This window comes from Microbacterium sp. zg.Y909 (assembly GCF_024626565.1).
This window is the reverse complement of sequence record NZ_JANJFJ010000225.1, coordinates 1-7,135: the sequence shown is the minus strand read 5'-3', so window position 1 is coordinate 7,135 and position 7,135 is coordinate 1. Positions and strand designations below refer to the sequence as shown.

4 protein-coding genes and 2 pseudogenes are annotated in these 7,135 nt (G+C 71.5%); 2 read left to right on the top strand and 4 right to left on the bottom strand.

Annotation, left to right across the window (positions count from 1 at the left end; genetic code table 11):
• A pseudogene (locus tag NQ160_RS15260) lies at window positions 1-750 on the top strand (serine hydroxymethyltransferase); the annotation flags it as partial.
• Window positions 747-1,637: a bifunctional methylenetetrahydrofolate dehydrogenase/methenyltetrahydrofolate cyclohydrolase gene (locus tag NQ160_RS15255; protein ID WP_257516036.1), complete on the top strand. Its 891-nt coding sequence runs from the start codon at window positions 747-749 to the stop codon at window positions 1,635-1,637. The pseudogene NQ160_RS15260 and the gene NQ160_RS15255, both read left to right, overlap by 4 nt.
• Window positions 1,638-1,790: 153 nt before the next feature.
• Here NQ160_RS15255 and NQ160_RS15250 read toward each other — a convergent pair whose 3' ends face one another.
• The 4 genes and pseudogenes from NQ160_RS15250 to NQ160_RS15235 form a co-directional block, all read right to left on the bottom strand.
• Window positions 1,791-2,351, bottom strand: coding sequence for a hypothetical protein (locus tag NQ160_RS15250; RefSeq protein ID WP_257516035.1), 561 nt, complete (start codon window positions 2,349-2,351; stop codon window positions 1,791-1,793).
• A gap of 156 nt (window positions 2,352-2,507) precedes the next feature.
• Window positions 2,508-6,041 carry a S8 family serine peptidase gene (locus tag NQ160_RS15245; RefSeq protein ID WP_257516034.1) on the bottom strand — a complete coding sequence of 1,178 codons (3,534 nt, stop codon included), beginning with the start codon at window positions 6,039-6,041 and terminating at the stop codon, window positions 2,508-2,510.
• A gap of 111 nt (window positions 6,042-6,152) precedes the next feature.
• Window positions 6,153-6,956, bottom strand: coding sequence for an HpcH/HpaI aldolase family protein (locus NQ160_RS15240; protein WP_257516033.1), 804 nt, complete (start codon window positions 6,954-6,956; stop codon window positions 6,153-6,155).
• A pseudogene (locus NQ160_RS15235) lies at window positions 6,941-7,135 on the bottom strand (2-oxo-hepta-3-ene-1,7-dioate hydratase); the annotation flags it as partial. The pseudogene NQ160_RS15235 and the gene NQ160_RS15240, both read right to left, overlap by 16 nt.

Here is a 7,135-nt window from a genome sequence, read left to right as displayed (position 1 = left end):
GGCTGGTCGGCGTACCCCCGTCAGCTGGATTTCGCCGCCTTCCGGGCCATCGCGGACGAGGTCGGCGCGCTCCTCTGGGTCGACATGGCGCACTTCGCGGGCCTCGTCGCTGCGGGCCTCCACCCGAACCCGGTGCCCCACGCGCACGTGGTGTCGTCGACGGTGCACAAGACCATCGGCGGTCCCCGCTCGGGATTCATCCTCAGCAACGACCCCGACATCGCCAAGAAGATCAACTCCGCCGTCTTCCCCGGCCAGCAGGGCGGGCCGCTCATGCACGTCATCGCCGCCAAGGCGACGGCGTTCAAGCTCGCGGCGACCCCGGAGTTCGCCGAGCGGCAGGAGCGCGTGCTGCGGGGGGCGGCGATCCTCGCCGATCGCCTCACGCAGCAGGACGTCAAGGATGCCGGCATCGCCGTGCGCTCGGGCGGCACCGACGTGCACCTGGTGCTGGTGGACCTGCGCGATGCGGCGATCGACGGCAAGCAGGCCGAGGATCTGCTGCACGAGATCCACATCACCGTGAACCGCAACGCCGTCCCCAACGACCCCCGGCCGCCGATGGTCACCTCGGGCCTGCGCATCGGCACGCCGGCGCTCGCGACCCGCGGTTTCGGCGACGCCGAGTTCACCGAGGTCGCCGACATCATCGCCCAGGCGCTGCTGCCCGGCGCCGACCTCGAGGCGCTGCGCGTGCGCGTGGCGGCGCTGACGGCCGCCTTCCCGCTGTACCCCGGTCTGCAGCAGTGACCGCGGTCCGGCTCGACGGCGTCGCGACGGCAGCGGCGATCAAGGACGAGCTGCGCACGCGGGTGGCGGCGCTGGCGGAGAAGGGCATCGTCCCGGGCATCGCGACGGTGCTGGTGGGGGCCGATCCGGCATCCCAGCTGTACGTCGGCATGAAGCACAAGCAGTCCGAGGCGATCGGGATGAACTCGATCCAGCGTGAGCTCCCCGCCGACGCCACCCAGCAGCAGGTCGAGGAGCTGATCGACGAGCTCAACGCGGACCCGACGTGCCACGGCTACATCGTGCAGCTGCCGCTGCCCAAGCACCTGGACACCGACGCGATCCTGGAGCGGATCGACCCGGCGAAGGATGCCGACGGGCTGCACCCGACCAACCTCGGCCGGCTGGTGCTCAACGTCAACACGCCCATCACGACGCCGCTTCCGTGCACCCCCCGCGGCGTCATCGAGCTGCTCACCCGCAACGGCTACGACCTGGCGGGCAAGCACGTCGTCGTCGTCGGCCGCGGGGTGACCATCGGCCGGTCGATCGGGCTGCTGCTGACCCGCCGCGAGTACAACGCGACGGTGACGCTGACCCACACCGGAACGGTCGACCTCGGCCGTCACCTGCGCGAGGCCGATGTCGTCGTCGCCGCGGCGGGCGTGAAGCACATCGTGCGGGCCGAGGATGTGCGCCCCGGCGCCGCCGTGCTCGATGTCGGCGTCACGCGCGAGCTCGACCCCGAGACCGGCAAGAGCCGCGTCTTCGGTGACGTCGCCCCCGACGTGGCGGAGGTCGCCGGGTACCTGTCGCCGAACCCCGGCGGAGTGGGCCCGATGACCGTGGCGCTGCTGATGACGAACGTGGTCGAGGCCGCCGAGCGCGTCGCCGCCGGCACCGCCTGACCGCGCGCGCGGGTCCGTCGCGCCCCGCGTCCGTTCGACTGCACGGCCCGCCGGACCCTGCCCTACCGGTGAGACGACAACTGGCGGCCGAGACAGTGGTTGTCACCCACGGTCTCGGCCGCCAGATGCGGTCTCAGCGGTGGCTCGCGGCGTTCAGCCGTTGCCGAGGTCGTCGAACATGCGGCGCTGCTCGGCGGTGAGGCCGTCGTCCCGGTTCTCGCGCGCGGGCGCGGCGGGAGGGGGAGATGCGGGGGATGCCGCGGCGGGCGGCCCGCCGACCCGGCCCGAACCGCCCGTCGCGCGGTCGTAGAGCGCGCCGGCGCGGGCCTCCAGCCGGTCGTCGATGAGGTCGTAGACCGCCCACGCGATGAGCAGGAACATCGGCGGCACGAACCAGCCGAAGACGAATCCGCGCACGTTCACACCGGTGAAGGCGACCAGCAGCACCCAGATGATCGCGGCGACCGCGAGCACCAGCAGGTACTGCACGAGCTTCTCGGCGAGCCAGCTGCGCTTCGCAGCGGAGCGTCCGGCCATCGACTGGAACCAGCGGTGGATCACGGGTTTCAGCCAGATCGTCGCCGCCGTCAGCACCGCCCCGGCCCACAGCGCCGACCACCCCACCCGCACACCGGGGACCAGCGCACCGATGGCGAGCAGCACGACGACGTCGAACACGTACAGTGCGACGAAGCGCACGACCCAGGTCCTCATGCCTCCCACTGTGTCACGGGCGCCGGCTCACGTCCCCGTCCGGCCCGCCCGGCCGTCCGGCCGAGCGGTGAGACGACAACTGGCGGCCGAGACAGTGGTTGTCACCCACGGTCTCGGCCGCCAGATGCGGTCTCAGCGGCTAGCGGCCCCGAGCGGTCAGCGCACCGTGATCGTCGTCTGCTCGGCGGGGATGGCCCGCAGCTGCGGGCTGGTGAGCGTGGTCCAGATGTCCCACGACCCGCGCAGCACCCCCGTGGCGGTGTAGTCGAACGTTACAGTGCCGCCCGCCGTGGGCGGGGCGGTGGTGATGGCGAGCACGTCGCCGGCCGCGGGCGGGTCCACCGTGACCCCGCTGGTGCCGTCGCGGTTCTCCGCACCGGTCACCGTCGCCGCGCCGGCATCCGGAACCGCCGCGTCGCCGTACGTGAACCACGTCGCCTCGGTTCCACCCAACGCGATCCAGACCTGGAACGTGTTGGTGGCGTTGCCGTTGAACGTCGGCACGTCCTCCCACTCGACCACGAGGAAATCGGTGACGCCGTCGTTGAGCACGCCCACGCGCACGGCGCCCCCGGCCTCCGGGTTGAGGTCGGTCCACAACGGAGCCAGGACGTTGTTGGGCGAGGCGGGGTTCGGGATGCCGGTGGACTGGTACGACACATCCGCCATCGTGGCGCCGCCGACGACGACGTAGCCGTTGGAGATGATGCCGACGCTGTCGTACACCTCGCCGCCGTACTGGAAGGCCGGAACCGTCACGTTCAGGAACGCCTCGTCGTCGAGCGGGCTCACCGGCGCGATGCCGAAATCCGCAAGCGGCAAGTAACCGCCGGCCGGGTGCGTGCCGGCATCCGGTGCCACCGCCTCGATCGTCGGCGCGATCGCCGGGCTGAGCGCGCCGTCCCACTTCGCGCCGAGGAACTGGCGCTTCGCGGGGGCCGTGACGCCCCGGACGTTCAGGAACGGGTGCGCGGCCACTGTGATCGACGCGGGCACCTCGACCGGCAGGAAGTTCGTCGCCGTCACGGTGCACGTCGTGCTCGCGCCGCGGCGGATCGACTCCGGCTCACACGACTGCCCGAGCGACACCTCGGCCTCGCGCACGTTCGCCGCCAGCGGGATGACGACATCGGTGCCGCCGCGGGTGGGCGTCAGGGTGATCTCGCCCTGCTGCCACCCCTCGGCAGACTCGAGTCCGTCGATGATGACCGACAGCTTCTTCGACGATCCCGGGGCGATTGTGAACCGCGTCGGGAACACCGTGACCCTCAGCCCGCCCGTCGCCTCGTCGCTGACACGGAACGTCTGCGGCTTGTCGGTGACGTTGGTGACGGTGCGCTTGGTCTCGATGGCGCCCGGCATCGGGTCGACGTAGATGCTGGGGATGTTGAGGTCGACGCGGCCCTTGGGATCCGCGGCGCTCGCCGTGAAGCGCTCGGCCGTCTCGGAGATGGTGAGCATCGGGGCGACGGCGCGGTCGGCGCGGATGCTGCCGGCACCGCGGTCGAAGACACCCGCGGGCGAGCCGTCGGCGTTGACGATGTCCTGCAGGGAGGAGGTCATCAGCGCCGACTTGACCTGCCCGGGGGTGAAGTCCGGCCGGGCGGCGATGATCAGGGCCGCGACGCCCGCCGCGTGCGGGGACGACATCGAAGTGCCCGCGATGGCCTGGTAGTACTGGCCGGCGGGTCCGGAGTCGGGGCTGCTGGGTGCGGGCGTGTGACCGGCGAGGATCTGGATGCCGGGGCCGGTGACGTCCGGCTTGAGGAACTCGCCGATCGGCCCACGCGAGCTGAAGCTGGCCATCACGTCGCCGGGAGCAACGCTCGCCTGACCGGCACCCCACGAGGCGGTGACGCCGGGGCGGGTCAGGAAGGCGAGGATCTCGTCGTTCGGACCCTCGAGGTGGATCGTCGGCAGGAAGTGGTTGTCGGTGTTGGTCTCCTGCGTCGTGGGGTTGTAGAGGATCATGCCCGCCGCGTCGCCGAGGAACGCGTTGTAGCCCTTCGCGACGCGGCCGTTGCCGCCGCGCTCGCACACGACCACGGTGCCGGCGAGACTGCCGTCGGCGAACGGCTGCTCGCAGCGGATGCCGCCGGTGTAACCGGGCACGGCGTCAGCACGGACGACGGGAGCGTCGGTCACACCCTGCGTGACGGTGGCGCCGCTCTTGGAGAGCGTGCCGCCGTCGGAGGAGGACAGCTCGAGGGTCGTGGTGAACGCCCGGTCGAGGGTCGAAGCGGCGACGGTGGTCACCCACGGGCCGGCGTGGTTGGCGGTGGAGGCGCCGGGGCCGGAGTTGCCGGCGGAGGCGTGCACCGCGATGCCCGCTGCGTATGCGTCGAGGAAGGCGAGCCCCACCGCGTCGGTGTAGACGCTCGCCGAGCCGCTGATGGAGTAGTTGATGACGTCCACCCCGTCGAGCACGGTCTGCTGCACGGCGGCGACGAGGTCGGCGGTGTATCCACCGTCCGGCCCGAGGGCGCGGTAGGCGATGACCGAGGCTCCGGGAGCGATGCCGCTGATGGGTCCGTGGTCGACGCCGAGCACGGGCGAGCTGTCAACGGCGCTGCCCGCCGCGGTCGTGGCGGTGTGGGTGCCGTGGCCGTCGGAGTCGCGGGCCGAGCAGACGTCCTCGGCGCAGAAGTCCACCGCGCCGGCCGGCTCTTCGGCCACCCGCTGGTAGGAGTCGAGGAACGCGTAGGCGCCGATCAGCTTGTCGTTGCAGGCGAAGTCGTCGCCCGCGCCCTCGGCGCCGCCGCCGAACTGACAGGCCCACGGTCCGCCCTCGGGTGTGGGGATGCCGTTGTCTACGAGCATCGGGTGCTCGGGCCAGATGCCCGTGTCGATCACACCGACGATGACGCCCACCCCTGCCTGGTCGCGGCCACCGAGGCTCGGCCACACGTCGTCGGCGCCGACGAACGTCGATCCGTCGTTGTCGATGCCGTTGGTGTCGTAGGTGATCGGCCCCGGGGTCTCCTCGGGTGCCGGGGTCTCTTCGGGTGCGGGGGTCTCTTCCGGTGCGGGGGTCTCTTCCGGTGCCGGGGTCTCTTCCGGTGCGGGGGTCTCTTCGGGTGCCGGGGTCTCCTCGGGTGCCGGGGTCTCCTCCGGTGCGGGGGTCTCCTCCGGTGCCGCAGCCGTGCGCGTGTGCAGGGCGTTCTCCTGGACCGCGGCCACGCCCGCCAGGCCGGCGACGTCCTTCGCCCGGTTGGCGGGAAGCGTGATCGACAGGCCGCCGTACACGGTCACGTACCGCGACAACAGCTCGGCGCCAGGGACCGCCGCCTGGATATCGGCGAACGCGGCATCCAGTCGTTCTTCGACGTACCCCGTGTAGGCGGCCACATCGGTGTCCGCCAGGTCGCGTCCGGTGGCGGCGGGGCTGGTCGCTGCCAAGCCTTCGACACCGCCGGCGTAGGCGGCGACCGGGTCGACGTCGACCTTCACCATGACCGTCGTGCGGCGCGCGTCGGTGCGTGCGAGTACGTCGGGGTCGCTCTCGGCGAGCTTTCCGGTCGCCGAGCGGGCGCCGGACTCGGGGGGTCCCTCCGGCGACACGGGCGTCGCCGTGAAGTCTCCGGCGGTCGCTGCCCGCGCGGGTGGCGCGAGCATGACCAGAAGAAGCACCGTCACCCCCACGACGGCGAGCATCTGCATCAAGCGCGGGAGAGACAGCGAATGAACCATGGGGGCCTCCGTGTGCCGAACCTGAGCGTTCGGTAGGAGAAACCTACGGGCGACCTGAAAGAAATCGCACGCACAGACGGTGAGCTCTCATCGAACTCTCATCTTGCGAGGTCAGTACGCGGAACGCGGGGCATCGTGCTCACGTCGCGCCCACCGTGCGCTGAGGGCTTCCGAGCCGCGCGCGAGGAGCGCGACGTCGGCGTCGACCGCCACGAAGGAAGCGCCCGCGTCGAGGTAGCGCTCGGCCACGGCGGGGTCGAACGCGTTGACGCCGACGGGCTTGCCGGCCGCGCGCACCGTCTCGAAGGTGCGCCGGACTGCCGCCGAGACGTCGGGATGCGACTGCTGTCCCAGAAGACCCATCGAGGCAGCCAGGTCGGCCGGCCCGACGAAGACGCCGTCGACCCCATCCACGCCGGCGATGTCGGCGGCCGCTTCGACTCCCGCCGCCGTCTCGACCTGGACGAGGAGCGACACATGATCATCGGCGTCGCTCAGATAGTCGTCCACGCGGTTCCACCGTGCGGAGCGGGCCAGCGCCGACCCGACCCCGCGCATTCCGCGGGGCGGGTATCGGACGGCGGCGACGACCGCCCGCGCCTCGTCCGCGCTCGACACCATCGGCACGAGAAGGTTCTGCGCGCCGAGGTCGAGCACCTGCTTGATCGTCACGGGGTCGCCGATCGGCACGCGCACGACCGGTGTGATCGGATATGCGGCCACGGCCTGCAGCTGAGCGAGCACCGACGCGAGCGAGTTGGGCGAGTGCTCCATGTCGATGAGCAGCCAGTCCAGCCCTGACCCGGCGCAGATCTCCGCCACGACGGGCGACCCCGAGCACACCCACATCCCGGTGAGGGGACGCGAAGCAGCGCCGAGCTGCTGGCGGAACGTCGGTGTCAGACGAAGTGGCATGTGATGACTCCCATCGGTCCGTAGTCGCAGCTCACGGTGTCGCCTCGCCCGGCCCACACGGGCCGGGTGAAGGATCCCGCCAGGATGATCTCGCCGACCTCGAGCCGTGCGCCGTGCTGGTGCAGCTTGTTCGCGAGCCAGGCCACACCCGCAGCCGGGTGGCCGAGCACGCCGGCGGC